The 26,496-nt window shown below is 62.6% G+C and carries 25 protein-coding genes; 17 read left to right on the top strand and 8 right to left on the bottom strand.

Features of this window, described 5'->3' with window-relative positions; all coding sequences use genetic code 11:
* Nucleotides 1–7 precede the first annotated feature (7 nt).
* Together CXQ82_RS03420 and CXQ82_RS03415 are read right to left on the bottom strand one after the other, a co-directional pair.
* Nucleotides 8–1,201, bottom strand: a complete 1,194-nt coding sequence (locus tag CXQ82_RS03420; RefSeq protein ID WP_101266164.1) for a Bcr/CflA family multidrug efflux MFS transporter — start codon at nucleotides 1,199–1,201, stop codon at nucleotides 8–10.
* 84 nt (nucleotides 1,202–1,285) lie between these two features.
* Complete coding sequence (locus tag CXQ82_RS03415) at nucleotides 1,286–1,483, bottom strand: heavy-metal-associated domain-containing protein (protein WP_101266162.1); 198 nt, start codon at nucleotides 1,481–1,483, stop codon at nucleotides 1,286–1,288.
* A 147-nt stretch (nucleotides 1,484–1,630) separates the two neighbouring features.
* Between CXQ82_RS03415 and CXQ82_RS03410 the strand changes: the two genes are divergently transcribed.
* The 3 genes from CXQ82_RS03410 (at nucleotide 1,631) to cueR (ending at nucleotide 4,677) form a co-directional block, all read left to right on the top strand.
* Nucleotides 1,631–2,011, top strand: coding sequence for a hypothetical protein (locus CXQ82_RS03410; RefSeq protein WP_101266160.1), 381 nt, complete (start codon nucleotides 1,631–1,633; stop codon nucleotides 2,009–2,011).
* Between the two features lie 66 nt (nucleotides 2,012–2,077).
* On the top strand, nucleotides 2,078–4,279 hold the full coding sequence (locus CXQ82_RS03405; RefSeq protein WP_101266158.1) for a cation-translocating P-type ATPase: 2,202 nt from the start codon (nucleotides 2,078–2,080) through the stop codon (nucleotides 4,277–4,279).
* Complete coding sequence (gene cueR / locus CXQ82_RS03400) at nucleotides 4,276–4,677, top strand: Cu(I)-responsive transcriptional regulator (RefSeq protein WP_101266156.1); 402 nt, start codon at nucleotides 4,276–4,278, stop codon at nucleotides 4,675–4,677. Before CXQ82_RS03405 ends, cueR begins: the two co-directional genes overlap by 4 nt.
* A gap of 166 nt (nucleotides 4,678–4,843) precedes the next feature.
* Here the strand turns inward: cueR and CXQ82_RS03395 are convergent, their stop codons facing one another.
* Together CXQ82_RS03395 and CXQ82_RS03390 are read right to left on the bottom strand one after the other, a co-directional pair.
* Nucleotides 4,844–5,740, bottom strand: coding sequence for a PA4780 family RIO1-like protein kinase (locus CXQ82_RS03395; RefSeq protein ID WP_101266154.1), 897 nt, complete (start codon nucleotides 5,738–5,740; stop codon nucleotides 4,844–4,846).
* A gap of 133 nt (nucleotides 5,741–5,873) precedes the next feature.
* Nucleotides 5,874–7,151, bottom strand: coding sequence for an acetyl-CoA C-acetyltransferase (locus CXQ82_RS03390; protein ID WP_101266152.1), 1,278 nt, complete (start codon nucleotides 7,149–7,151; stop codon nucleotides 5,874–5,876).
* A 105-nt stretch (nucleotides 7,152–7,256) separates the two neighbouring features.
* On the opposite strand from CXQ82_RS03390, the gene CXQ82_RS03385 reads away from it, so the two are divergent.
* The 4 genes from CXQ82_RS03385 (at nucleotide 7,257) to CXQ82_RS03370 (ending at nucleotide 13,122) form a co-directional block, all read left to right on the top strand.
* Nucleotides 7,257–8,600, top strand: a complete 1,344-nt coding sequence (locus CXQ82_RS03385; protein WP_101266150.1) for a 3-oxoacyl-ACP reductase — start codon at nucleotides 7,257–7,259, stop codon at nucleotides 8,598–8,600.
* A gap of 2 nt (nucleotides 8,601–8,602) precedes the next feature.
* A complete protein-coding gene (locus CXQ82_RS03380; protein WP_101266148.1) occupies nucleotides 8,603–9,451 on the top strand; it encodes a MaoC family dehydratase in 849 nt (282 codons plus the stop codon).
* 302 nt (nucleotides 9,452–9,753) lie between these two features.
* Nucleotides 9,754–11,253, top strand: coding sequence for a collagen-like triple helix repeat-containing protein (locus tag CXQ82_RS03375; protein ID WP_101266146.1), 1,500 nt, complete (start codon nucleotides 9,754–9,756; stop codon nucleotides 11,251–11,253).
* A gap of 186 nt (nucleotides 11,254–11,439) precedes the next feature.
* On the top strand, nucleotides 11,440–13,122 hold the full coding sequence (locus CXQ82_RS03370; protein ID WP_101266144.1) for a ShlB/FhaC/HecB family hemolysin secretion/activation protein: 1,683 nt from the start codon (nucleotides 11,440–11,442) through the stop codon (nucleotides 13,120–13,122).
* Between the two features lie 345 nt (nucleotides 13,123–13,467).
* Here CXQ82_RS03370 and CXQ82_RS03365 read toward each other — a convergent pair whose 3' ends face one another.
* Both CXQ82_RS03365 and CXQ82_RS03360 read right to left on the bottom strand, forming a co-directional pair.
* Nucleotides 13,468–13,866, bottom strand: a complete 399-nt coding sequence (locus CXQ82_RS03365) for a response regulator (RefSeq protein ID WP_101266142.1) — start codon at nucleotides 13,864–13,866, stop codon at nucleotides 13,468–13,470.
* Between the two features lie 49 nt (nucleotides 13,867–13,915).
* A complete protein-coding gene (locus tag CXQ82_RS03360) occupies nucleotides 13,916–14,113 on the bottom strand; it encodes a Flp family type IVb pilin (RefSeq protein WP_101266140.1) in 198 nt (65 codons plus the stop codon).
* A gap of 329 nt (nucleotides 14,114–14,442) precedes the next feature.
* On the opposite strand from CXQ82_RS03360, the gene cpaB reads away from it, so the two are divergent.
* Genes cpaB through CXQ82_RS03320 form a run of 8 tightly spaced genes read left to right on the top strand, consistent with a single transcriptional unit; the run spans nucleotide 14,443 to nucleotide 21,873 of the window.
* Entirely contained in the window at nucleotides 14,443–15,384 is a 942-nt protein-coding gene (gene cpaB / locus CXQ82_RS03355; RefSeq protein ID WP_101266138.1) for a Flp pilus assembly protein CpaB, read from the top strand.
* 19 nt (nucleotides 15,385–15,403) lie between these two features.
* Nucleotides 15,404–16,633: a type II and III secretion system protein family protein gene (locus CXQ82_RS03350; RefSeq protein WP_101266136.1), complete on the top strand. Its 1,230-nt coding sequence runs from the start codon at nucleotides 15,404–15,406 to the stop codon at nucleotides 16,631–16,633.
* Nucleotides 16,630–17,823, top strand: a complete 1,194-nt coding sequence (locus CXQ82_RS03345; RefSeq protein WP_101266134.1) for a pilus assembly protein — start codon at nucleotides 16,630–16,632, stop codon at nucleotides 17,821–17,823. The genes CXQ82_RS03350 and CXQ82_RS03345 overlap by 4 nt, the downstream gene beginning before the upstream one ends.
* Nucleotides 17,820–19,091 carry a CpaF family protein gene (locus tag CXQ82_RS03340; RefSeq protein WP_101266132.1) on the top strand — a complete coding sequence of 424 codons (1,272 nt, stop codon included), beginning with the start codon at nucleotides 17,820–17,822 and terminating at the stop codon, nucleotides 19,089–19,091. The genes CXQ82_RS03345 and CXQ82_RS03340 overlap by 4 nt, the downstream gene beginning before the upstream one ends.
* 10 nt (nucleotides 19,092–19,101) lie before the next feature.
* Nucleotides 19,102–19,983, top strand: coding sequence for a type II secretion system F family protein (locus CXQ82_RS03335; RefSeq protein WP_101266129.1), 882 nt, complete (start codon nucleotides 19,102–19,104; stop codon nucleotides 19,981–19,983).
* 1 nt (nucleotide 19,984) lies between these two features.
* On the top strand, nucleotides 19,985–20,872 hold the full coding sequence (locus CXQ82_RS03330) for a type II secretion system F family protein (protein WP_101266127.1): 888 nt from the start codon (nucleotides 19,985–19,987) through the stop codon (nucleotides 20,870–20,872).
* Between the two features lie 10 nt (nucleotides 20,873–20,882).
* Entirely contained in the window at nucleotides 20,883–21,593 is a 711-nt protein-coding gene (locus tag CXQ82_RS03325; RefSeq protein ID WP_101266125.1) for a lipopolysaccharide assembly protein LapB, read from the top strand.
* Nucleotides 21,594–21,603: 10 nt separating this feature from the next.
* Nucleotides 21,604–21,873 carry a DUF3613 domain-containing protein gene (locus CXQ82_RS03320; RefSeq protein WP_101266123.1) on the top strand — a complete coding sequence of 90 codons (270 nt, stop codon included), beginning with the start codon at nucleotides 21,604–21,606 and terminating at the stop codon, nucleotides 21,871–21,873.
* Nucleotides 21,874–21,894: 21 nt separating this feature from the next.
* Here the strand turns inward: CXQ82_RS03320 and CXQ82_RS03315 are convergent, their stop codons facing one another.
* Together CXQ82_RS03315 and CXQ82_RS03310 are read right to left on the bottom strand one after the other, a co-directional pair.
* Nucleotides 21,895–22,683, bottom strand: a complete 789-nt coding sequence (locus tag CXQ82_RS03315) for a response regulator transcription factor (RefSeq protein WP_101266121.1) — start codon at nucleotides 22,681–22,683, stop codon at nucleotides 21,895–21,897.
* A 125-nt stretch (nucleotides 22,684–22,808) separates the two neighbouring features.
* Nucleotides 22,809–23,258: a prepilin peptidase gene (locus CXQ82_RS03310; RefSeq protein WP_101266119.1), complete on the bottom strand. Its 450-nt coding sequence runs from the start codon at nucleotides 23,256–23,258 to the stop codon at nucleotides 22,809–22,811.
* Between the two features lie 72 nt (nucleotides 23,259–23,330).
* Between CXQ82_RS03310 and CXQ82_RS03305 the strand changes: the two genes are divergently transcribed.
* Complete coding sequence (locus tag CXQ82_RS03305) at nucleotides 23,331–23,780, top strand: TadE/TadG family type IV pilus assembly protein (RefSeq protein ID WP_101266117.1); 450 nt, start codon at nucleotides 23,331–23,333, stop codon at nucleotides 23,778–23,780.
* On the top strand, nucleotides 23,777–26,494 hold the full coding sequence (locus CXQ82_RS03300; RefSeq protein WP_101266115.1) for a PAS domain-containing sensor histidine kinase: 2,718 nt from the start codon (nucleotides 23,777–23,779) through the stop codon (nucleotides 26,492–26,494). Before CXQ82_RS03305 ends, CXQ82_RS03300 begins: the two co-directional genes overlap by 4 nt.
* The last annotated feature ends 2 nt before the right edge of the window (nucleotides 26,495–26,496 follow it).

The following is a 26,496-nucleotide window of genomic DNA, read 5'->3' as shown; positions in this document are numbered from 1 at the left end:
CCGCCCGTCAGACCTGCGCTTGCAGGGCCCTGGCCCGTTGCAGGCGCTGGGTCGACACGGCGACCGTTACCGCCAACACCCCGCACAAGCTGATAACGATTGCCATCGGCATGGCGCTGCCATCGTGCAATACCCCCACCAGCGACGCCGCCCCCGCCGCCACGCCGAATTGAATGCAGCCCAGCAATGCCGACGCGCTGCCGGCCCGTGCGCCCTGCCCACTCATGGCGCAGGCCGAGGTGTTGGGCAAAATGCAGCCCAGGCTGGCGATGCAGATAAACAACGGCACCAACAACGGCCACAATGCCTCAGTGCGCAAGGCCGCAATACCCAGCAGTGTCAGGCCTGCCAGCAGATACACCCATACCGAGCGCGACAGCAGAAACGCCGGGCCACGCTTGGCCAGCAACCGCGCGTTGAGTTGCGCCACCAGGATAAAGCCGGCGGCGTTGGAGCCGAACACCCAGCCGTAATGCTCAGCCGGCACGCCATAGAGTTTGATAAACACGAACGGTGAACCGGCGATGTAGGCAAACATCCCGGCAATCGATAGCGCACCGGTCAGCGCGTAGCCGAGATAGACCCGGTCTGACAGCAACCCGAAGTAGCGACGTAACGACCCAGACAACGGCTGACGCGGCTGATGGGCCGGAAAGGTCTCCGGCAACCCGACCGCCACGGCGATGGCCGCCATCACGCTGAAGATCGACAGCGCCAGGAAAATCGACTGCCAGCCCCACAGCCCCACCATCAGCCCGCCAGCCAGCGGCGCGAGGATCGGCGCCAGGCCGGTGACCAGCATCAGTTGCGAAAACACTTTGGCCGAGCCCACCGCATCACATTTGTCGCTGACCACCGCACGGGAAATCACCATGCCCGCGCAACCGCCAAGGGCTTGCACGAAGCGCGCGGCGATCAGCCACTCCAGGGTCGGTGCGAAGGCGCAGGCAAAGGACGCCAGGGTAAACAGGGTCACGCCACTGAGCAGCGGGCCGCGCCGACCAAAGCGGTCGGCCAGCGGGCCGTAGATCAATTGGCCGATGGCCAGGCCGGCGAAATACACCGCCAGGGTCAGCTGAATATGTTTTTCGTCGGTGGCGAAAGCCGTGGCCATGGCCGGAAAGCCCGGCAGGTAAAAATCGATCGCCAGCGGCGCGAAGGCGCTCAAGGCCCCCAGAATCAGGATTATGCGAAGGTTCATCAGGCACCCAAGTGAGTCGGCAGCCCGACAGTTTAGCCGCGCTTGGGTGCCTTGAACATAAAGTTAGCTCGCTAACTATTAAAATCAGACGAGCTTGGCGCTATAGCCTTCTTCGGTGATCAGGCTGATGACCTGCTCGGCAGACAAGCGACTTTCGACCCCCACCTCTTTCGCAGCCAAGTCGACCTTCACACTGGCCGCCGGGTCCTGGCTCTGCACTGCCTGGGTCACTGCCCGAACACAATGGCCGCAGGTCATTCCTTCAACGCTGAATACTTGCATCACATGACTCCTTTGATGAGGTTGAAACCAGCCTGGACCTTGCCTCGATGGCAAGGTCAAGTTCCGAGAATTGCTGCCGGGCTGGTATTCGGCGGCGGCGTCGGCCAAGCTTCACCCATCTTTGATTCAAACCACGGAGCATTCGCCATGCGCTGGTCGTTTTTTGCCCTTGTCGGCCTGATGAGCTGGTCTGCCGTTGCGCCCATGGCCAATGCCGCAGAAGACTATGCGGTGCTGATCATTTCCCGGGAACGTCTGGAAGTGCCGACCAATTGCGAAATCGGCCTGTACCTTAATGACCAACTGGCCGGCCGGCTGTTCCAGGAACAGGCCACCTCGTTCAACCTGGCGCCGGGCAATGTGTCGCTGCGCCTGAAGCTGCTTCCGGGCCAGTCCCCGGGCTGCCTGCCGGGCCTGCTGGCGCCACCGGCGCAGAACATCACATTGAAGGCCGGTGACGTACGCAAATTGCGTATCGCCCAAGGCCAGGACGGCATGTACCTCAAACCGGCCGCACTAGAATATTAACGGCGCTTGACCTTACCCACAGGTCAAGGTTGATCCTAGGGGCAACGTCTTCAGGAGGACTGCCCCATGAATGGATCCACCACCTTTGACCTGCCCATCAGCGGCATGACCTGCGCCAGCTGTGCCGGGCGTGTCGAGCGCGCGCTGGGCAAGGTGCCGGGGGTGCAACGCGTCAGCGTCAACCTGGCCAATGAGCGCGCGCATGTCGAAGTGCTCGGCCAGATGGACCCCGGCGTATTGATCGCCGCCGTCGACAAGGCCGGCTACACCGCTACCCTGCCCCAAAGCGAAACCGCCACCGACGCCGACCAATCCCAGCGCCTGCACCGCGAGCGCTGGGCGTTGCTGCTGGCGATTGCGCTGGCACTGCCGTTGGTGCTGCCGATGCTGGTGGAGCCCTTTGGCCTGCATTGGATGCTGCCCGCCTGGGTGCAGTTCGCCCTGGCCACGCCGGTGCAATTCATCTTTGGCGCACGCTTTTATATCGCCGCCTGGAAAGCCGTGCGTGCAGGTGCCGGCAACATGGACCTGCTGGTGGCCATCGGCACCAGCGCCGGTTATGGCTTGAGCATTTATGAGTGGCTCACCGCCCCCGCCGGCATGACGCCCCATTTGTACTTCGAAGCCTCGGCGGTGGTGATCGCTCTGGTGTTACTGGGTAAATACCTGGAAAGCCGCGCCAAGCGCCAGACCGCCAGCGCCATCCGCGCCCTTGAAGCGCTGCGCCCGGAGCGCGCGATTCGCGTGCAGGACGGGCGTGAAGAGGACGTCGCGATCAACACATTGCGGCTCAATGATCTGGTGCTGGTCAAACCCGGCGAACGCTTCCCAGTGGACGGCGAAGTAGTCGAAGGCCAAAGCCATGCCGATGAAGCACTGATCAGTGGCGAAAGCTTGCCCGTGCCAAAACAGCCGGGCGACAGCGTCACCGGTGGCGCCATCAATGGCGAGGGCCGCCTGCTGGTGCGCACCCTCGCGTTGGGCGCCGAAAGCGTGCTGGCGCGGATCATCCGCCTGGTGGAAGACGCCCAGGCGGCCAAAGCACCGATCCAGAAACTGGTGGATAAAGTCAGCCAGGTGTTCGTGCCCGCCGTACTGGTGCTGGCCTTGATCACCCTGCTGGGCTGGTGGCTGTATGGCGCCCCCCTGGAGACCGCGATCATCAATGCGGTGGCCGTTCTAGTCATCGCCTGCCCCTGCGCGCTCGGCTTGGCCACGCCGACGGCGATCATGGCCGGCACCGGGGTTGCCGCGCGCTTCGGCATCCTGATCAAGGACGCCGAAGCCCTGGAGCGGGCCCATGCTGTGAGCGCCGTGGTGTTCGACAAAACCGGCACCCTCACCTCCGGCGCGCCGAAAATCGCGCATCTGGCGGCGGTGGATGGCAACGCCCCGCTGTTGCTGCAACAAGCTGGCGCCCTGCAACGCGGCAGCGAACATCCGTTGGCCAAGGCCGTGCTGGATGCCTGCAACGAGCAAGGCCTCGCGGTTGCGGCTGTGAGCGACAGCCAATCCCTGACCGGGCGTGGCATCGCCGGCACCTTGGATGGACGGCGACTGGCCCTGGGTAACCGCCGGCTGCTCGAAGAAAGCGGCTTGAACGCAGGCGACCTGGCAGCTTCGGCCAACGCTTGGGAGGCCGAGGGTCGCACCCTGTCCTGGCTGATAGAGCAAGGCACGCAGCCGCGCGTGCTGGGGCTGTTCGCCTTTGGCGACACGCTCAAGCCCGGTGCGCTGCACGCTGTGCAGCAACTCAAGGCGCAGCACATCAGCAGCCATTTGCTCACCGGCGACAACCGCGGCAGCGCCCGCGTGGTCGCCGAAGCACTGGGCATCGACGATGTGTACGCCGAAGTGCTGCCCGCCGAAAAAGCCGCCACCGTCGCCGAGCTGAAAAAAACCGGCGTGGTGGCGATGGTCGGCGACGGCATCAACGACGCCCCAGCCTTGGCCGCCGCCGATATCGGCATCGCCATGGGGGGTGGCACCGACGTGGCGATGCACGCGGCCGGTATCACCCTGATGCGCGGTGACCCGCGCCTGGTGCCCGCCGCCCTGGAAATCAGCCGCAAGACCTACGCAAAAATCCGCCAGAACCTGTTCTGGGCCTTCGTCTATAACTTGATCGGCATTCCCCTGGCGGCCTTCGGTCTGCTCAACCCGGTACTCGCCGGCGCGGCCATGGCCTTGTCCAGCGTCAGCGTGGTGAGCAATGCGTTACTGTTGAAAACCTGGAAACCCAAGGACTTGGAGGATCAACACCCATGAACATCGGCCAAGCCGCCCGCCAGAGCGGGCTGAGCGCAAAGATGATTCGTTACTACGAATCCATCGGCCTGTTGAAAGCCGCACACCGCACCGACAGCGGTTACCGCGTGTATGGCAGCGACGACTTGCACACGCTGGCTTTTATCAAGCGCTCGCGGGACCTGGGGTTTTCATTGGAAGAGGTGGGCAAGCTGCTGACCCTGTGGCAGGACCGGCAACGGGCCAGCGCCGATGTGAAGGCGTTGGCGCGCCAGCATATTGATGAGCTGAACCAGAAGATTCTGGAGCTTGGGCAACTACGCGATACGTTGCAGGATTTGGTGGAGCACTGCCAAGGCGATCATCGGCCGGATTGTCCGATTCTCAAGGAGTTGGCGTCGGGGAGTTGCTGCAGCTGAGTGGGTGTACATAGATCAAATGTGGGAGGGGCGGTGCGACGACTCGACTTGCCCCCGATTGCAGTGGATCACCAACAGATAAGCTGACTGATCCACCGCTATCGGGGGGCAAGCCCCCTCCCACATTTTGATCTCCACTGACTTTAGATCTTTATTTAACCAAAGATCACTGCATCCAAGGCGGCGGCGGTTCTTCTGCCGTCTTGGTGCTTGGCGCATCATCCGCCGCCCGAATCGCCTGCTTGCGCTCTTCATCCAACCGCGCCGCTTCGATTTCGCGGATCACACCGCCCACATCCGCCAGTTCTTCCGGCTCATCGAACTCGCCGGTCAATACGCTGGCCGGGTGCAGGGTGCCGGCTTCGTACAGCGCCCACATTTCCTTGGCGTATTTGGTCTTCTTCAACTCCGGGGCAAAACGCCCGAAGTAGGAAGCCATGTTGCCCACATCCCGCTCCAGCATGCTGAACGCGTGGTTGTTGCCCGCCGCATCCACCGCCTGGGGCAGGTCGATGATCACCGGGCCCGTTGGGGTCAACAGCACGTTGAACTCGGACAGGTCACCGTGCACCAGGCCGGTACACAGCATCAGCACGATCTGGGAGATCAGGAAAGCGTGGTATTCGCGCGCCTGGTCCGGCTCCAGTACCACGTCGTTCAGACGCGGCGCCGCATCGCCGTACTCGTCGGCTACCAATTCCATCAGCAGCACGCCTTCAAGGAAGTCGAACGGCTGAGGCACGCGAACGCCCGCGCCGGCCAGGCGGAACAATGCCGCCACTTCGGCGTTCTGCCAGGCATCTTCGGTTTCTTTCTTGCCGAACTTGGAGCCCTTGGCCATGGCCCGGGCCTGCCGGCTGTTACGGACTTTACGGCCTTCCTGGTATTCGGATGCCTGACGAAAACTTCGTTTATTCGCCTCCTTGTAAACCTTGGCGCAACGCAATTCATTGCCGCAGCGCACCACATAAACAGCTGCTTCTTTACCACTCATGAGTGGGCGCAGCACTTCGTCGACCAGACCGTCTTCGATCAGGGGTTCAATGCGTTTAGGAGTCTTCATCAGCTTTTATTGTGGGTCCTTTATTACCAAATACGCGTATGGCACTCGTTATACGGCAATCGGCGCGCCGGTGGGAGGGGCTACCGACCTCTGACAGCTCAAGAATGCATCCAATATGCCAAATTTCGCATAATCAACGCTCAATGATCGCCGTCACACCCTGGCCACCGGCCGCGCAGATCGAAATCAGCCCCCGGCCCTTGCCCGCCGCGTCCAGCAACTTGGCCAGGTTGGCAACGATACGCCCCCCGGTGGCGGCAAACGGGTGCCCGGCCGCCAGGGAGCTGCCCTTGACGTTGAGACGGCTGCGGTCGATGGAGCCCAGGGGCGCATCCAGCCCGAGGCGCGTCTTGCAGTAATCCGCATCCTCCCAGGCCTTGAGTGTGCACAACACTTGGGCGGCGAAGGCTTCGTGGATCTCGTAGTAATCAAAGTCCTGCAGCGTCAGACCATTCCTCGCCAGCAAGCGTGGCACCGCATACACCGGCGCCATCAACAGGCCTTCGGCACCGTTGACGAAGTCCACCGCCGCCGCCTCGCCGTCACGCAGGTACGCCAGGATCGGTAAGCCACGCTCCTGCGCCCAGGCCTCACTGCCCAACAGCACCAACGATGCACCATCGGTGAGCGGCGTGGAGTTGCCGGCGGTGAGCGTGCCCTTTTCGCTGCGCTCGAAGGCCGGCTTGAGCGCGGCGAGTTTTTCCAGGGTCAGGTCGGGGCGCAGGTTGTTGTCGCGCGTCAGGCCCAGAAACGGCGTGAGCAAATCGTTGTGCCAGCCTTCGGCGTAGGCGGCGGCCATTTTCTGGTGACTCTCCAGCGCCAATTGGTCTTGCTCGGCGCGGGGGATCTGCCAGGTCTGTGCCATCAACTCGCAATGCTGGCCCATGGACAAGCCGGTGCGTGGTTCGCCATTGCGTGGCAGTTCGGGCTTGAGGTGATGGGGACGAAGTTGTAACAGGACTTTTAATTTATCCGCCATGGATTTGCTGCGGTTGGCTTGCAGCAGAATCTTGCGCAACCCTTCGTTCACGCCGATGGGTGCGTCGGAGGTGGTGTCCACCCCGCCGGCGATGCCGCATTCGATCTGGCCCAGGGCAATCTTGTTGGCCACCAGCAAGGCCGCTTCCAGCCCGGTGCCGCAGGCCTGCTGAATGTCGTAGGCCGGCGTTTGCGGCGACAGGCGCGAGCCCAGCACGCATTCGCGGGTGAGGTTGAAGTCGCGGGAATGCTTGAGCACCGCGCCGGCGGCCACCTCGCCGATGCGCTGGCCGTGCAGGTTGTAGCGTTCGATCAGGCCTTCCAGGGCCGCGGTGAGCATCGCCTGGTTGCTCGCCGTAGCGTACGGGCCATTGGAACGGGCGAACGGAATACGGTTACCGCCAATGATCGCTACACGGCGCAATTGAGTCATGGAGTGCTCCCTCTGTCGGTTATGGGCTGGATCAATGAGCCTAGTCGAACGACTGCTACCCTGGGATGGTCAACCCTTTGAACCCCAGCCTTCGGAGAGCGTTCCATGTCTGACCGTTATATCGACTTCGCCAACTCAAGCCTCGGCCATCGCCTGGTCGCCGCCATTGGCCTGCCGTCGCCGGTACGCCTGGAACGCTGGCAGGCCGGGCGCCTGCGCCCGGTGGAAGGGGCACTGTTGCTGGGCGGCGGCGCGCTGGCGGCCAAGGTGCAAGTGTTTGCGCACAAACTCACCGACGCCACTTTTAGCTACGGCGACGAAAAATCCACTTGGATCCCCGGCCACGGTCCCAAGCTCAAGGCGGTGGTGTTTGATGCCAGCCATTTGCAACACACCGACCAACTCAAGCAACTGCGTGAGTTTTTCCAGCCGTTGCTGAAAAACCTCGATAACAGCGCGCACCTAGTGATCCTCGGCCGTGCCCCGGAAAGCCTCAGCGACCCGTTTGCCGCCAGCGCCCAGCGCGCCCTCGAAGGCTTCAGCCGGTCTCTGGCCAAGGAGCTGCGCAACGGCGGCGTGCTGCAATTACTGTATGTCGCCGAGGGTGCCGAGGATCAATTGGAAGGTGCGCTGCGCTTCTTCCTGTCGCCGAAAAGCGCGTATATCTCCGGCCAGGTCATCCGCCTGCAGGCCTGCGCTACGCCAGTCGAAGACTGGACCCGCCCCCTCGCCGGGCGCAAGGCGCTGGTCACCGGTGCCGCTCGTGGCATTGGCGCCTCCATCGCCGAAACCCTGGCCCGCGATGGCGCCGAGGTGATCCTGCTCGACGTGCCCCAGGCCAAGGCCGACCTCGACGCCCTGGCCGCGCGCCTGGGTGCACGCAGCGTGGCGCTGGATATTTGTGCCGAAGACGCCGCCAGCCAGTTGATCGCACACCTGCCAGACGGCCTCGATATCCTGGTGCACAACGCCGGTATCACCCGCGACAAAACCCTGGCCAACATGACCCCGGAATACTGGGACGCGGTGCTGGCAGTGAACCTCAATGCACCGCAGGTACTGACCAAGGCATTGCTCGACAGCGGCACCTTGCACGACCATGCGCGAGTGATTCTGCTGGCGTCCATCAGCGGGATCGCCGGCAACCGTGGGCAAACCAATTACGCGGCGAGCAAGGCCGGTTTGATCGGGTTGGCCCAAGCCTGGGCGCCGCTGCTGGGGGAACGCGGGATCAGCATCAACGCCGTGGCCCCGGGTTTTATCGAAACCCAGATGACGGCGCATATTCCGTTCGCCCTGCGTGAGGCCGGGCGCCGCATGAGTTCCCTTGGCCAGGGCGGCTTGCCGCAGGACGTCGCCGAGGCCGTGGCCTGGCTGGGCCAACCGGGTTCCGGCGCAGTCAGTGGGCAAGCGCTGCGGGTGTGTGGGCAAAGTCTATTGGGAGCGTAAGCATGGAATGGCAGACGTTAGGCAGTACCCCGTTGCTCGCGCCGCTGTACTGGCGCGCGGCGCTCAAGCGCAAGATCACCGGCAACACCTTGCCCGAGCAGGGCCTGCGTTGCCCGGTCAGCATCAACCCCAAGGCGGTGGCGGCCTACCGCAAGGTCTGCGGGTTTGCCGACAGCGCGGTGCTGCCCGCGACCTATCCGCATATCCTGGCGTTCGGTTTGCAGATGCAATTGCTCACCGACAAAGCATTCCCCTTCCCGTTGCTGGGGTTGATCCACCTGAACAACCGCATCCGCGTCCATCGCCCGCTGGGCGGTATCAGCGACCTGTTGATCAGCGTGCACACGCAAAACCTCAAGCCCCATCCCAAAGGCGTGACCTTCGAGGTGGTGACCCGCGCGGAAGATGCCCTCGGCCTGCTGTGGGAAGCCGAGAGCCGCATGCTCTGTCGTGGCGTAAAGCTCGCAGGCGAAGCCACGGACGATGCACACTCCAGCCCTTCACAGGTCAGCGAATTGACCCGCTGGAAAGCCGCCGCCGACATCGGCCGCCGCTATGCCAGGGTCAGCGGCGACTACAACCCGATCCACCTCAGCGCCCTGACAGCCAGACTGTTCGGTTTCCCCCAAGCCATTGCCCACGGCCTGTGGAACAAGGCGCGTACCCTGGCCGCCTTGGGCGAACACCTCCCGGCAGCCAATCTCGAGATAGACGTCGAGTTCAAGAAGCCCGTGCGCCTGCCCAGTGAGGTGACATTATTGACCAGCGCCGCCGGTTCCAGTGGTGAGTTAGTGTTGAAAGGCGCGGGAGATATTGAACATATGCGCGGCAAGTGGCGACCGATCGCATAAAAAACACTGCCTAATTGTATATATACACTCAAAGTTATAACGGACTTCCTGGAAGTCCGCTTTTTTATCCAAGCTATTGATTAAAAACATATATACATCTTGATACATCCTCTCCATACCTCCTTGGTATTAGTCGCTTAACCGATGCAGCCTACCCCGTATATAAATCGTTAATACCAAGTTGAGCATTGTGAACACCGGCACCTGGGGCTGTTATAGCTCCACGGACAAACGCATCGCTATCCACAGAAATAGTGAGCGTTTGAAACAACTTAGGTTGTACAGGTGCAAGGAACTCAATCATGAAAACTCAAGTAGTGTTTTGGAAAGCAAGTACCGCGCTGGCCCTGGCAGTCGCAATGACGCTCGGCGGCTGCAGCAGCGGTGGTGGCGGGCATCACAGTGGTGGCTCTTCTTCATCGGGGGGTACCACCGGCGGTGGCGGTACCGACCCAGGCACCAACCCTGGCACCACCAGTACGCCACTGGTCACCGCCACCGTGGTCGACACCGTTGGCGACACCGTAACCGGCCTCGGCGGCACCGTACGTAGCCTGGGCACTACCCTGGGCAGCCTGCCGATTGTTGGCGCCACCGCCGACGGCCTGGTGACCTCCCTCGGTACGGCGGTAGGCAGCATCGGCACCGGTGTTTCGGACGGCCTGGGCTCGCTGGGCACCGACAGTAATGCATTGGGCAAAACCGTCGCTGGCGTGGCCAACGGCGTCTCCGACCTGGGTGATGGCGTCAGCGTCACCGGTCAGAATGTGGCGACATTGCTGGGGAAAGTACCCGTAGTCGGCAATGCCGCCCCTGTTGTAGGGAATGTCGTGGGCAAGGTCGGCAATGCCGTGACCATGCTCGGCGACACCCTGAGCACTGCCAGCACCACCGGCCCATTGGGCTCGGTCACCAACACTGTCGGCGCCAAAGTGCTGGTGCCGGTGGTGTCCCTGGTGGAAAAAACCACCGGCAAAGTCGGCAACGCCACCGGCCTGGACAGCCCGGTCGGCGGCCTGCTGGACAAAGTCGGTTCGACCGTCGACGGCCTCGGCGATAAAGTCGCCGACGCTGGCGGTACCGGCAACCCCGTGACCGGCGCGTTGGGCAATGTGCTCAATGGCGTAGGCACCGCAGTCGGCAAGGCCAGCGGGTATGTCGACCCCGATACCGACGGCAGTGGCAACGGGAATGGCGGCAGTGGCAGCGGCGGCGGTAGTGGCGTCACCGCAGGCCTGGGTAACCTGGGCAGCCTGCTCGGCGGTGTGATCGCCGGTGCCGGCAGCGGCCTGGATGCGGGCAGCAACAACGGCGTAGTCAGCGCCGCCGGCGTCACCGGGGTCAAATTGGGCAACACGGTGGCAGCCCTTGGTGGCACCACGCCAAGCACCACCACCAGCGTACCGGTGGCCGGGCTCACCGGCCCTATCGGCAGCGCACTCAACCCGGTCACCAGCGGCGTGCAAAGCCTCACCCAAACCATCGGCGGTGCCACTGGCCTGGGCGCTCCAGTCAACGGCCTGGTCGCCAACATAGGCGGTGCCGTCGGCAGCCTCGGCGGCAAAATCAGCGGCACCAACGCTAACCCGGTCACTAACGCCTTGGGTGGCACCGTGAGCGCAGTGGGCGGCACCGTGGCGTCGATCGGCGGCCTGGTCACCGGCGGTACCAACACCGGCGGCGGCTTGCTCGGCGGCGGCCTGAACCTGGGGGCTGGCGCATCGGCTTCCGCAGGGGCTGGTGCCAGCGCCAACGGTGGTTTGCTCGGCGGGCTGCTGGGAGGCCTGGGCGGTAAAAAATAGAATTGCACCTGGCCGTTAGACGGCCCCACCTACAGCGCCTACGCTTGGTTGAGACGAGAAACCTTGAATAAGTTTCTCGTCTTTTTTTATAGGCCAATGAATAGCCTTTGAAAACACCCTAACCGCGCCCCCAGAGCCCGGCGGGAATCTGCGAAACGCTGCTGCAGTTTGACCATGGAGTGTCCTATGCGCGCTTTGACGCCGTTGTTGTTGCTCACCCTCAGTGCTTACGTCCACGCCGATACCCTACCCAGCTTCCTCAATAGCAACGACACCATTCGCAACCTGCCTCAACCCAACTTACCCGCCGACGCCTACCGACCGGTGACCCCGCAGACTCAATTGCCTACGCCTGCCGCCACCGGGGCCCAACCGCTGCTGATGGACACCAAAGTGACCATCCGCAAATTGCAGATCGACGGCGGCACGGTCTACCCGCTCAAGGAAGTCGCCCAGGTATTCGAGCCGCTGATCGGTCATGAAACCAACCTGGCGCAATTGATCGAAGCCACCCGCAGCATCACCCGGCGCTACCAGGAGGATGGCTACCTGCTGTCCTACGCGTTCCTGCCGGAGCAACGCTTCGAGGATGGCCTGGTGCACGTGGTGCTGGTGGAGGGTTATATCCGCGATTACCAACTGCAAGGCGACATCGGCGCGGTCTCGTCCTACATCGATAAACTCGCCGAGAAGCTCAAGGCCGAACGCCCGCTTACCCGCAAGACCTTCGAACGCTACACCACACTAATGAGCGCCATTCCCGGCGTGACCTTGCAGGCCCAGGTACCGCCGCCCGGCACCACCGATGGCGGCACCCACATGCAAATCAGCGCCAGCCGCAAACCTTTCACCACCAGCATGAGCCTCAACGAGGGCAGCCGGGGCGGCACGCAAGCGCTGCTGACAGCCACCAGCAACTCATGGACGTCCATGGGCGAACAACTGAGCGTCAGCGGCCTGTTCCCGCCGGGCGATGACAAAGAGCATTACTACCGCGCGGCCTACAGCCAGTTTCTCAATGCCGAGGGCACCCAACTGGTGCTGTCGGGCGAACGCTACCGCGCCGACCCGCGCACCAGCCTGCAATTGGGTGACGGCATCGAACTCAAGCCACACCAGGAAATCGATCGCTACTCCATCGGCGTCAGCCACCCGCTGATCGCGTCGCCCAACGAGTCGCTGAGCCTCGGCGCCCGCTACTATGCCGTCGACCAGACCACCCGCTACAAAGTCGACGGCCTGGCCCAACGCCTGGAACTGGAAACCGACCTGCGCGCCTTCGCGGTCGAAGGCGACTGGCGCAAAGCCGACACCACCCAACTGCGCATCCTCAGCGCCGGCCTGTACCAAGGCACCAACGGCATGGGCGCCAAGACCCGCAGTGACTTCGGCGGCCTCAAGCCGGACCTGGACTTCTTCCGCCTGCGCCTGTCTGGGGTGCAGAGCAACAAGCTCTTCGATAACTGGCAGGGCGTGCTCTCCGGCGCGCTGTACTGGAGCGATGACACCCTGCCCGACAGCGAGCGCGCCACCTTCGGTGGGCAGAACTTCGGCCGTGGCTACCCCGACGACCAGGGCTCGGGCGACAAGGGCTGGGGCGTGGCTTACGAGGTCAACTACAGCTACAACCGCGCTGGCGAATGGGTGCGCATCCTGCAGCCGTATGTGGTGTTCGACCGCGCCAAGACCTGGTTCAACGACCTGCCGGTCAAAGGTAACGACATGTCATCAGCGGCCCTGGGCCTGCGCTTTGGCGACGCCAAGTACTACAACATCTCACTGGAAGCGGCCAAGCCGATGTCGGACGTGGCACTCGACAATTTCAATCGGCGCCCACGCTATACGCTGAGCTTCAGTTACCAGCTGTGAGTCGACAGGGGGGGGCTGGCAGGCTTGTGTAGTGAACGGGCTTGTGTGGCGGGTAGGCTTGTGTGGCTAGCTGAGTTTGTGTGGCTGGCAGGCTTATGTAGCTAGCTGAGTTTGTGTGGCTGGCAGGCTTGTGTGGCGAGCGGGCTTGCCCGCGTTGGGCTGCGCAGCAGCCCTAATTAAAGACCGATGCGTTACACCTGATACTCTGCGTTGGCAAAGCTGGGGCCGCTTCGCGCCCCAACGCGGGCAAGCCCGCTCGCCACAAAAGCCCGCTAGCCACACTAGCCCGGCCAGCCACACAAGCCTGCCAGCTAGAAAGGTCCGGTAGGCGTAAACGCTCCCGTGCTACCGGGATTTGGACAGTGGAAACAGGCTGTTCAACGTATCGATCAAGCGCACCAGGTAGATCGGCTTGCGAAACAGATCCAGCACCTGCAGGCGCAGCATGTCGCTGACGTCATCCATTTCGGCATGGCCTGACATCACAATTACCGGCAGGTGTGAGCGAGAGGTGTGTTCGCGCAGGCGCTTGATCAAGGAAATACCACTTTCCTCGGGCATGCGCAGGTCCGTGATGACCAGGGCGATATCGGGGTGGAGTGTCAATTCTTGCAGGGCGAAGGTGACAGAATTGGCAGTAAAACAGACGAATCCCTCATTTTCGAGGGATTCGGCAAGTTCAATCAGGGCGTCCTCTTCGTCGTCCACCAAGAGTATTTGTTGGCGAGATGAAGATGCGCTCATGGCCGTACCTGGAAGAGTGGATAAACGTAAGGGTTACCACAACACTACATCAGGTACCCGTCGGCATCTTGGTGGCCATGTTAGTGAAGATGGCACTTATCTTGGTGCCGAGCCCGGTTCCCGCGCCGACAATAACAAGTGCGACCAGCGCCACGATAATCGCATATTCAATACCTGAAGCACCCTCCTTGCGCTTGAAGAATAATTGCGTCTGCACATAAAACTTCAACATCAGGTCAAGGAACATAAGACTTCTCCCTAAAACGCCACTGTAAAGCCGGTACGGCTCTAGCACGATGTTCACGGCGTGCCACTAGAGCATTGTCAACAAACCCCATGCTCACAACTGTAATAACGGATTAATCACAAAGTATTAGTCATGACGTTAGCGCCACAAACCCGCCCTTTAAACGGCAGCGTTTAGAGTTCAGATAAATTTTCTGTCAGTTAATGGCATTTTGTCCTAGCTGAGCTACCTTCAAATAGCCAAATCGTTAGATGTTCATCACAGCCAGGTTGCGGATTAACCCGTTTGGATTAGCGGGTACGTAGTGCAACAGGAAAGGGAGAGCCGTCATGAACAGTCGCATCAGCATGGTCCTGGCCGGCTTGTTGCTGATCGGGGCACTGATCGCCGGGTACTGGGGGCTGGTATTAAGCCGCCAGCCGGAACCTGTCGCGGCACCCACCGCACCTGTCGTTTCTGTTGCAAATACCGTCGCAGCCGCCGAAGACCAGACCCGCCAACCGGTCGTGGTGCTGGTGCATGACGTGCCCGCTTTCACTGCGCTCACCGCTGCCGACGTGACCGTGGAAAGACTGCGCACGGCGCCCGCCGGCAGCCTCACCCAATTGGACCAGGCCATCGGGCGCACGCCACTGCGCGACCTCGGCGCCGGTACCTGGCTCACTGACGACAGCTTCACCGGCGGCGGCGCGCTCGCCCGCATGATCCGCCCCAACGAGCGTGCGCTGGCCGTCGCGGTGGATGAGGTAATCGGTGCCGGTGGCCAGTTGAGCCCCGGCGATTACGTGGATGTGCTGCTGTTCCTGCGCCAGGACGTCGACAACGCCGAGCAGTCGGCGCAAGTCGTGCTACCGGCCATGCGCCTGCTGAGCGTCGGCGACCAATTGGGCCTGGCCAACGACGGCACCCCCGCCATGCCACCGCCGACCACGCCCGCAGAACGTGCCCAGGCCGCCCAGAGCCGGGCGGCTGCACGCACCGTGGTGCTTGCCGTACCTGAGCCTTTATTAAGCCGCCTGATGCTCGCCGCCCAAGCCGGGGTTTTGCGCCTGGCCGTGCGCAGCGCCGATGAGCACCTGCTCAGCCGCTACTGGGCCGGGGAAAGCGACACGCCGGACACCTTGGAAAGCGCCAACCGCGACCTCTACCAATTCACCCAACTGGCCCTGACCGGCCCGCCAAAAAGGGTGGCTGCGGCCGGCGGCCAGCCAAGCGTACGCCGTGGCATTGAAGTGATTCGCGGCGCCCAAGCGGCGCCACCAACCCCGTGATTGAGCAAGGATGCCTTGAATGAGCCATCGCTACGCGCCCCTGTTCACGCAACTGGCCTGCGCCCTCATGCTGTCGAGCCTGTCGGCCGGCATCGCATGGGCGGCACCAGGCAATTGCAGTGCCTTGGGCCAGTTGCCCGCCGTGGTCGAGGTGGGCGAAGGCTTGCAACAGGAATTGCAATCGCCAGTGGCGATCACCCGCCTGGCCATTGGCGATCCGCGCATCGCCGATGTACGCGTTAACGGTGACCGCAACTTCCTGCTCACCGGCGTCGCCAGCGGCGCCACCAGCCTGATGGTGTGGACCGCCTGCTCGACCACGCCGCGCCAGAGCATGGTGTTCGTCAAGGGCAAGGCCACATCGGCGCTGACCAGCCTGGCGTTGTCGCCATCGGAAGACCCGCTGCTGCCGAGCCAGGTGCAGACCGATATCCGCTTTGTCGAAGTCAGCCGCACCAAGCTCAAGGAAGCCAGTACCTCACTCTTCGGCCAGGGCGGCAACTTCCTGTTTGGCAGCCCTGGCAATAGCACCGCAGCGGCGGCCCCCACCAATAATTTTCGCGGCCAGGCGGTGACCAATGGCGTATTCAATATCGGTTTCGGCGGTGGCCGGATTTCGGCCATGATCAACGCACTGGAGCAAAGCGGCTTCGCCTATACACTCTCACGCCCCAGCCTGGTGGCCATGAGCGGCCAAAGCGCAACCTTCCTGGCCGGCGGCGAAGTGCCCATTCCGGTGCCCAGCTCCGGCAGCGACTCCATCTCCATCGAATACAAAGAGTTCGGCATCCGCCTGACCCTGACGCCCACGGTCATCGACCGCAACCGCATCACCCTCAAAGTGGCGCCGGAAGTCAGCGAACTGGACTACAGCAATGCGGTGGTCATCGAAGGCATCCAAGTGCCGGCCCTGACCGTGCGCCGTACCGACACCAGTGTGTCCCTGGCCGATGGCGAAAGCTTTGTGATCAGCGGCCTGATCAGCACCAACAACCGCTCCACCATCAGCAAGTTTCCGGGGCTGGGCGACATTCCTGTCCTCGGCGCATTCTTCCGCGACTCCAATATCAGCCGCGAAGAGAAGGAGCTGCTGATGATCGTCACGCCGCACCTGGTCCAGCCACTGGCTGCCAACGCCCCGCTGCCCTCTCTGCCGGGCGAGAAACTGCGCAGTTACGATCCGAACTGGTATCGACTGTTCTTCCTCGAAAACGGCAACTTCGACCGTCGCACGGGACTCTCCCAATGAGCGATAGCCTGAGCCAGACGTTTCTGGCAATTACTCGTAACACTACCGACCTGGAATGGCTCCAGGGTGCACTCGCGCCTCTGGGCCAAGTGGTCAGTGTCGGCAGTGGCAGCCTGGATGAATTGCTCGCGCTGGTCGACGTCACCTTTGCCAACCTGGTGTTCGTCGGCCTCGACCGCGAAAACGTGGTGACCCAGAGTGCGCTGATCGAAGGCGCCCTGGAGGCCAAGCCGATGTTGGCGGTGGTCGCCCTGGGCGATGGCATGGACAACCAGTTGGTGCTCAACGCCATGCGCGCCGGTGCGCGGGATTTCGTCGCCTACGGCTCGCGCTCCAGCGAAGTGGCGGGCCTGGTGCGGCGCCTGAGCAAGCGCCTGCCACCGGTCGCCTCCAACGCACAACTGGGCGGCCTCACCGTGCTGTTTGGCACCCAGAGCAACGCCGACGGCGCCATGCTGGCGACCCACCTTGCGCTGGTCGTGCAAAAAAGCGGGCAGCAGACCCTGCTGCTGGACCTGGGTTTACCGCGCAGCGACAGCCTGGCGCTGCTGGGCCTGGAGAGCACCTTCAATTTCGGTGATGCGTTGCGCCACTTGCGCCGCCTGGATACCACGTTGATCAACAGCGCCTTCACTACGGCGCTGGATGGCCTGCGTATCCTGGCCTACGCCACCGGTGACGAACCGCTCAAACTCACCAGCGCCGCCGAGCTGTTCATGTTGCTCAGCGCGCTGCGCCAGCACTTCCAGCACATCGTCGTGAACATCACCGGGCAGCCGGACAGCGAAGCGCTGCGCACCTTTGTCAGCCACTGCGACAAACTGCTGTGGTGCACCGACCAGAGCGTGCTGGACTGCCGTCGCAACCTCGCGGTGCTCAACCGCTGGCGCGAAAAGGGCATGAAACTGGAGCACGCCAAGCTGGTGGTGGACCGCTACATCAAGTCCTGTGCACCCGACACCGAAGCCCTGGAAAAAAGCTTCGGCCTGGAGTGCATCGCCGTGCTGCCCCTGAGCGCCGAGCTGCGCCTGAATGTGAAAAACCAGGGCCAGACCCTGTTTGCCCTGGCCCCGCGCGAGCCCTTGACCCAAGCCATACGCACCCTCGGCGAACGCCTGGCGAAACGCTCCCAGGGCTTGGAAAAACCCTCAATGCGCTGGTTTGAACGCATCCTGGGGTCTGGGCGATGAACGGCGAAAAGTTATTCGGCGGCCCGGCCCGCAGCGCTGGCGGCAACAGCGACCACGACGGCCTGAAACTGGTGCTGCATCGCTACATCATCGACGCCATCGAGGAGTCGGGTAAAAACCTGCTCGAAGGCACGCGCCAGTCCCTCGCGCAATTTGTCATCGACAAGGTGTCCGAGTACATCACGCGCATGCGCCTGGCGATCTCGCGCTACGAAATGGAGCGCCTGGCCGAAGAGATCGTCGACGAACTCACCGGCTTCGGCCCACTGGAGGTGCTGCTGCGCGACCCGTCGGTGACCGAGATCCTGGTCAACGGGCCGCACCGGGTGTTTATCGAACGCGATGGCCTGCTGCACCAGAGCGACCTGCGTTTCATCGACGACCACCACGTGGAGCGCGTGATGCAGCGCATCCTCGCACCGCTGGGCCGGCGCCTGGACGAGTCATCGCCGATGGTGGATGCGCGCTTGCCCGACGGTAGCCGGGTCAACGCGATCATCCCGCCGATTGCCCTGGACGGGCCATGCCTGTCGATTCGTAAGTTTCGCAAAGACATGCTCAAGAGCAGCGACCTGGTGGCCATGCAGACCATCGACCAGAGCATTTTCGAGTTCTTCCAGGAGGCCGTGGGCAAGCGCTGCAACATCCTCATCAGCGGGGGTACCGGCACCGGCAAGACCACGCTGCTGAATATCCTCAGCCAGTTGATCAACCCCCACGAACGCCTGGTAACCATTGAAGACGTCGCCGAATTGCAACTGGGCCACCCCCACGTGGTGCGCCTGGAAACTCGCCCGCCGAATGCCGAGGGGCATGGCGAGGTGAGGTCCAGCGACTTGATCCGCAACGCCCTGCGGATGCGCCCGGACCGCATCATCCTCGGCGAGATCCGTGGCGTCGAAGTGCTCGACGTGATGACCGCCATGAACACCGGCCACGACGGTTCCATGAGCACCGTGCACGCCAACAATGCCCAGGATGCGTTACTGCGCCTGGAAACCCTGGTAGGCCTGACCGGTCGTGTGGTCGCGGAAAAAACCCTGCGCCAGATGATCTGCGCCGCGCTGGACGTGATCATCCAGCTCACGCGCATGCCCGATGGCCGCCGCTGCGTCAGCGAAGTAGTGGAAGTGGTGGGCGTGCGCGACGACGTGTATGTCACCAATACCCTGTTCCGCCTGGACCGTCGCACCGGCTATGGCTTCCTGCGTGAAGCCATTAATCCGGCTGGCGATAAACTGCGCCGCGAATCGGCCCTGCCGTTATAAGGAGCAAGCGATGACCGGACCGGTGTTGCTGCTTATCTGCCTGCTGCTGATCGGTCTGTCCCTGTGGCTGTTCAACAATGGCCTGCGCAAGGCCCAGACCGACCGCGTGCTGGAGCGTCTCGGCGACGGCCAACCCGAGGCCCAGGAACAGACCACCACCTGGACCGGCCTGGAACGCATGTTCCTGCGCGCCGGGCTGGGCAAACCCACAGATCGCCTGGGCCTGTGGATATGTGGCTGGGTGGTCGGTGCGCTGTTGGGCTACTTGCTCGCCGATGGGCTGGGCCTGCTGCTGATGCTGGTGGGGCCGCCGCTGGTTGTGCGTATTTATATCGCCTGGCGTTACCAGCAGCGTGTACAGCGCATGGTCGAACAGTTGCCGCAGTTGCTCGACCACAGTGTGCGCAGCCTCAAATCCGGCAGAACCCTGGCCGACGCAGTATTGGGCGGGGTCGAGAGCATTGAAGACCCGCTCAAGGAAGCCATGGGCCGCGTGCAGCGCAACGTGCGCATGGGCGTGAGCCTGCCGGACTCGGTCAGCGATTTCGCCGAGTTCTACGAACAGGACGAATTTCGCCTGTTCGCACTGGGCCTGAAGGTCAACCATCGCTACGGCGGCAACGCCAGTGAATTGCTGGAAAACCTGATCAAGATGATTCGCGAGCGCGAACAAGGCGCGCGTCAACTCAAGGCCATGACCGGTGAAACGCGCATGACCGCCTATGTACTGGGCGGGTTGCCGATCCTGATCGTGGGTTACTTCTTGATGGTCAACCCGGACTATCTGATGAACATGTGGAACGACGACACCGGGCGCAACATGTTGCTGGGCGCACTGGCCATGGACCTGACGGGCTCCTTTGCCATGTGGCGCATGCTGAGGAGTATCTGAGATGGTGCTTCTGGCCAGCCTGTTGATGTTGCTTGCTGCCGGGGTATTGGTGGGCGGCCAGCTGCTTGAGCATCGCCGCCGCGAGCGGCGGGTGACCGAGCGCCTGCAAGGGCGCATGGCTGCAGACGACAAGCTCGGCACACTCCTGCGCCAACTGGGCAGCAGCGCGCTGGCCCAGCGTTCGGTCAGCCTCGACAACGAAACCCAGACCCTGCTCAACCGGGTCGGCTGGCGCAAGGCCAACCAGCGCTCGCTGTTTGCCGCCTGCCAGATCGGCGTGCCGATTGTGCTGATGGGCCTTACGCTGCTCGCCCAGGAAATTCTGTTCGCGCAAATGTCGCCGGCCTGGATTGCCCCGATGATTGCGCTGGGCATCGGCTACCTGCTGCCAAAACGGGTGCTGGCCGCTGCCGCCAAACATCGCCAGCAGCGTATCGCCAAGGAAATTTCAACCTTCATTCCGCTGCTGCGCATCCTGTTCGAGTCGGGCATGGCGGTTGAACAATCCTTGCGTGTGCTGGGCAACGAAGGCCAACGCCTGCTCCCCAGCCTCACCCATGAATTGCGCCTGATCCTGGCACGGGTCGATTCCGGGCTGGAGCTGGGCGAAGAACTGGGCAAGACCGCCCGCGTGTTGGAAGTGGATGAGTTCACCGACACCTGCATCATCCTCCAGCAATTGATCCTGCAAGGGGGCGGGGCGATGAAATCGTTGCTGACCCTCAAGCAATTGCTCGATGACCGGCGCCTGACCAACCTGCAAGAGTACATCTCGAAAATGTCGGCGAAGATGTCCGTGGTGATGATGGTGTTTCTGTTTCCTGCCTTGCTGATCGTGCTCGGTGGCCCGGCGTTTATCGGCATCGCTCGCGCGTTGACCCACTTTTGAGGAGACCTTGATGAAAGCATTGATAGCCGGCCTGACCCTGCTGATGCTCGGCGGATGCGCGACCAATGGCCAAAGCCCGTGGGCCACATTGACCTCACCCGGCAGTTGCTCCAAACCCGGCGCGGACCAGGAGCTGGCGCTCAACCTGGCCGACGATATGGCCAACGAAGGCAAGCTGCACGCCAGCCTGGCCAACCTGCAAAGCCTGCCCGACAGCCTGCCCCAGGTGCGCCAGCGCAAAGCCCGCGCCTACCGTTTGCTGGGGCGCAGCGAGGCCGAGCCGTTGTACCGCAGCCTGTTGGGCACGTGCATGAACGCCGAAGGCGAGCACGGCCTGGGGCAACTGGCGGCGGCCAAGGGCGACAACGTCCAAGCGCTGGCCCATATGCAACGGGCGGCGCAGTTGGCGCCGACCGATGAAAAAATCCGCAATGACCTGGGCGTGGCCTACCTCAACCAATTGCGCCTGGAAGACGCCCGCTTCGAATTCATGACCGCCATCGAACTCAAGCAGAGCGACCCGCTGGCCGCCATCAACCTGGTGACGTTACTGATCTATCAGGACAACTGGGGCCAAGCGGCAAAAGTGGTCAGCCAGTTGGGCCTGAGCCCCGAGCAGGTCACCGACGCCCAGGCGCGCGCGGCAAAGCTCAAGGGCTTAAACACTGCACCGCGCAAAGTAGCGGCGGTCAGCGATGCCCTGCCGCTGACCATCAAGTAAGGAGTGATTGATGAAAGCCCATTACCTCATCTGCCTGGCGCTGATGCCGCTGGGCGCAGTGGCTATCGAACCCGGCCCATCGTCCCCGTACCAGGCCGAAACGGAAAACTGGTTGGCCTTGCAGGTCAATGGCGTGGCAGCGTCGCCCACGCCGCAAAAAACCACCCCCGCGGAACGGGAGCAGGCTTTGCAACGTTGGCTGGACAGCAACAAGCACCCGATCCCGGAGTTCTTTGAATCCGAATCCGGCGGAAAATCGGGCGGTGGCAAAAGCCAATAAGGTCGGTGCTCGCTCCCGCACTCAGTGTGCAGTGACCCGCTGGCGCATCGCCGAATTGTTCGGTGACAACGCCAACGCCAGCTGGGTACGGTTATGCATATGGGTCAGGCGCAGCACCTGGGACACATACAGCTTGACCGTGTTTTCGGTGATCCCCAGCTCGCAGGCTATCTGGTAGTTGGTCTGGCCCTTGCCCACCAGCCGCGCAACGTCAAGCTGACGGGGCGATAGCTGCGTGAAAATGGTCGGAATTTCTACCGGCGCAGCTTCGTCGGCCGCCAACTCGACCTCGTCCGCCACGCCGGCACCTGGGCTGCGACGCACTTTGTCGAGGTCGTGGTACAGGTCATTGATGGATTCGGAGAGGTATTGCAGCTTCTGGTTCAGGTGCCCCAGTTGTAACTCTTTTTGCCGCTCCTCCAGCGCCGACTCCTGGCGTTGCAGGCCTTCGAGCAATTCATCGAGGTTGATGGGTTTCTGGTAGTAATCGGCGATGCCCGCGCGCAGGGCCTTGATCACGTCCTGCTTGTCAGCGCGGCCGGTGAGCATGATCGCCTCGAACGCGCGCTGCTTGCCGGCGACCTTCTGCATGGCCTGGACCAGTTCAATGCCATCCATGTCGGGCATGTGCAAATCGCACAGCACCAGGCCGATCTCGGCGTCTTCGCTGAAACGCTGCAAGGCATGGCGACTGGACTCACAAGGCACGCAGCGATAGCCGCTGCTTTCGAGGAATTCGCAGAGTTCTTCCACGATCAACGGTTGATCGTCGACCACGAGCACTTTTACTGCCGATGTAAGCTTGTTCACGTGCTACTCCATGCCTGGCAAGCCAAATGGTTGACCTATCCCTTTTGACGAAGAATCTACACATCCACGCAATAAACGTAGACCTACTTTCCGACTATGTACATAGCGATAGAGGCCTTGTGCGACTAATGGATCCAAACGCTGTAAAGGGCAAAACCTGTCAATAAAAACGGTGCAAAGGGCTGCTTTGTTGACGCGCCTTGCGGCGGGGTACGGCCACGCGCCCTAAGCCATTGATCAATAAGTGACCAGCCAGCCAACGCCACCGCCGCCCCGATCAATGACCACAACAAATGGTCCACGGTAGAGGCCAGGCCCAGTGCGGCCAGCAGCTTTACATCACCCGCGCCAAAACGCCCCAGCGCATAGCCTGGCAGGGTCAGCAGCAACGCCAGGGCAAACGCCCAGCCGCCCTCGCCCGCCGGCGCGCCCAGCCAGGTGCGGCCCATCCACAGCAGATAAAGCAATGCCAACAGCGCCACGCCCAGGGTCAAGCCATTGGCGATCTGACGCTGACGAATATCCTGTACCGCACAGAGCCCCAGCCAGAGCAATATCACCGCGCCATGGATCACGTAAAAAACATCCCTTTTCGCTGAATGATTCTATGCTGATATCAAGTAGTAGCCGTCAGGGTAGACGCAGTCATGAAAACAGGCCTGCCTAAAAAGCAAAAAGGTGCGGCGGCGATTGAGTTCGCCCTGGTCTTCGGGATCTTTTTTGCGGTGTTCTATGGGTTGATCACCTATAGCCTGCCACTGCTGTTGATGCAGTCGTTCAACCAGGCGGCGGCCGAGGCGGTGCGCCAGGCCATGGCGGTAGACCCGCTGACGTCAGGATCGGCCTACCCCACGCTGCTCACCCAACGCGCCAAAGACGCCGCCGCATTGCAATTGAGCTGGATCCCCAGCAGCTTCCAGTTTCAACCCTCCTTCATTAGCGCCACCTACAACGTCGCCACGACCACGCTGACCGTTGCGATCACCTACCCCAGCGCCAACCTCAACGCCGTATTCCCGGTATTGGTGGTACCGGGCGTTGGCACCGTGCCGAATCTGCCGACCAATCTTACCGCCAGCTCGAGTCTTCAGTTTTGACCTCGGGGGATAACCTGTTCGGGCGCCTGCTGGGCCGCACCCACCCGGTGGTCCTCGACACACCCGCCTTGCCCGTTGCCGGGATGCACGTGCAACTGGACCCGCAAGGCCGCGTCGTGAACATCAGCGGCACGTTGCGCGCGCAGTTGGCCGCTCACGAGGCCACACCCTTACTGCGCGAACTGCTGTGCGCCGGCAGCGCCTTGAGCATCGAAGGCAGCCCTGCCGACTGGCAACGCCAAAGCCTCGACCTGGATTTCCAGGGCGCCGCCGGCCAGGTCCTGCATACCCGTGGCTGGGTCGCGCCCGACGGCGATGGCTGGTGCCTGCACTTGCTGGATGTGGGCGACTTACTCGCTGGCCGGCAACTGGCCCAGCACCACGAACAGAACCATCAACTCGCGTGCAGGATGAGCGAGCAGTTGCGGGTGTGCAGCCTGAGCCGCCTGCCCGAGGTGTTCAACGAGCACCTGCGCAGCCTGGCCCAGCACTGGCGAATCCCCTGCGTGGCCATGGCCTTGCTCGATGATGAGGACCAAGGCTGGCGGATCTACAGCCAATACGCCGCCCACGACGCCCCGGCCTTGTGGCAAACCGACCAGCACCTGGGCACCAGCCTCGACAGCGTAAATGGCAACGCGCTCTTGAGCCTCGCCGAAGGGCGCAGCGATAACCCGCGCTTGCACAGCGTCTTCGGTAACGCCGACGGGTTTCTGGTGCCCTACCGTGACAGCCAGGGCATTGCCGCCTGGTTGCTCTGCGGTTTCTACAGCGGCCAGCCGCACACCCGCGAGCGCGACTGGCTGGACCTCACCGCCGCCCTCGCCGCCCCGCTGTTGGGCCGCCTGCGCGAGCAACGCAACCATCAGCAACTGGAGCGCATGGAAGCCCTGCAAGGCCTGCTCGGCACCGGTTGGTGGGAGCTGTTGCCCGCCACCCAAGAGATCCAACTCGCGCCGCAATTGCTCGCCAACCTGAGCCTGGAACCGGGCGCAACCCGCCAGGCGCTGGGCACCTGGCTGGAACTGATCCACCCCGCCGACCGCCAGGAACTCAACAGCCGCCTGCAGGATCTGCAAGGGCTGGGCAAACCGCTGCTGACCAGCGTGCGCCTGCAGCGCACCGACGCCGAACACCACCCGCTCTGGTATCGCGTGCAGGGCCAGGTGCTGGGCGTCGGCGACGACCGCCGCTGGATCGGTTTCATGCTCGACATCAGTGACATCAAGAACCAGCAACTGCAGGCCGCCGCCGCCCACGCGCGCCTGGACAACCTGATCGCCAGTGCGCCGGCGGTGATCTATGTACAACGTTATGTTGACGGCGCCCTGCACCCGGCATTCTTCAGCGACAGCCTGCTGCCGCTGCTCGGCTGGACCCTGGCCGACTGCACCCACGACGGCCTGGCATCACTGATTCACGCCGACGACCGCGACCACTACTTTGAACGCACTCGCCAATTGCTGCGTGAGGGCAACGTGCGCAGCCGCTACCGCGTGCGCGATAAACAGGGTCACTACCACTGGCTGCTCGATGAAGCCAAGCTGTTACGCGATGACCTGGGCCTGCCAGTGGAAGCCGTCGGGCTGTGGCTGGACGTGACTGACGCGACCATGGCCGCCGAACAGATCAAACAAAGCGAAGAGCGCTATCGCATCCTGGTGGAGGATTCCCCGGCGATGATCTGCCGCTACCGCCCGGACCTGACCCTGACCTTCGGCAACACGCCGCTGGCCAACTACCTGGAGTGCCTGCCCGCGCAATTGCCGGGGCTGAATCTGGGTGATTGGCTGTCGGATGAACAGCGCCAGGCCTTTACCCAGCGCATCCGCCAACTGACCCCCGAGTTTCCGGTGAGCACCGCCGAAATCAGCCTGCAACTGCCGGGTCGCGAACATGCCTGGTGGGTGTGGTCCGACCGTGGCGTATTTGACCAGCAAGGTACCTTGGTGGAAGTGCAGGCGGTGGGCCGCGACAACACCGAAGTGCGCCGCTCCCAGCAACAACTGACCCAGAGTGCCAAGATGGCCACCCTCGGGGAAATGGCCACGGGCCTGGCCCATGAGATCAACCAGCCGTTGAACGTGATGCGCATGGCCATCGCCAACGTGCTCAAGCGCCTGGGCAGCGGCGAGGCACACATCGACTACCTCACCGAAAAGCTCCAGCGCATCGACGCCCAGGTACAACGCGCGGCACGGGTGGTCGACCATATGCGCGTGTTTGGCCGCCGTTCGGAAGTCGAACAGCAGCCCTTCGATCCGGCGCAGGCGGTGGACGGCACGTTGTCGCTGCTCAGCGAGGGCCTGCGCGGCAAGGGTGTGGAGCTGCGCATCACCCCGGCGGATTTTGCGGTACACGTCAAAGGCCACGTCGACCAACTGGAGCAGGTGCTGATCAACCTGATGGTCAACGCCCGCGACGCGCTGCTGAGCAAACGTGAAAAAGATGCGCAATTTCGTCCCTGGATCGCGCTGCATTGCGAGCACGACAGCCGGCATGTGCGGATCTGGGTCGAGGACAATGGCGGCGGGATCGACCCACGTTTGCTGGAGCGGATTTTCGAGCCCTTTTTCACCACCAAACCGATTGGCGTAGGGACGGGGCTGGGGCTGTCGGTGAGCTATGGAATTGTGGAAAACATGGGTGGGCGCTTGAGCGTCAGCAATGGCGAGCAAGGCGCGCGTTTTTGTGTCGAGCTGCCGGTGGTCTAGAT

The organism is Pseudomonas sp. S09G 359 (assembly GCF_002843605.1).
Taxonomy (GTDB): domain Bacteria; phylum Pseudomonadota; class Gammaproteobacteria; order Pseudomonadales; family Pseudomonadaceae; genus Aquipseudomonas.
Note: the sequence above shows the minus strand (reverse complement) of the source record. Positions and strands in the feature narration are given on the sequence as shown.